The following is a 501-nucleotide window of genomic DNA, read 5'->3' on the forward strand; positions in this document are numbered from 1 at the left end:
AGTCTGGCGGTGTTGAAGACGGCGTCGCCGAGTTCGGTGGTGGCGGCGGGTGCGACGATCACTTACTCCTATCTGGTGGTCAACACCGGTAACGCGACGTTGACGGGTGTGGGTGTGACGGATACGGCGTTCTCGGGTTCGGGTGCGCCTCCGGTGGTGACGTGTCCGGTGGCGACGTTGGCGCCGCAGGCTTCGACCACCTGTACGAGCACTTATGTGACGACGCAGGCGGATGTGGACGCGGGTGTGATCGTGAACACGGCGGTCGCGTCGGGGACGCCGCCGGTGGGCCCGCCGGTCACCTCGGCCGCGTCGACGGCGACGGTGACGGCTGCTCCGGTTCCCAGTTTGGCGGTGTTGAAGACGGCGTCGCCGAGTTCGGTGGTGGCGGCGGGTGCGACGATCACTTACTCCTATCTGGTGGTCAACTCCGGTAACGCGACGTTGACCGCTGTGGGTGTGGTGGATACGGCGTTCTCGGGGACGGGTGCGCCGCCGGTG

At 67.1% G+C, this 501-nt stretch carries 1 protein-coding gene; it reads left to right on the forward strand.

All coding sequences use genetic code 11. The annotated features are described in order from the left end of the window. Nucleotides 1–501 (forward strand): DUF7507 domain-containing protein (locus AC5L38_RS44415; protein WP_495248860.1); only part of this gene is annotated, 501 nt, incomplete at both ends.

This window comes from Streptosporangium nanhuense (genome assembly GCF_059358815.1).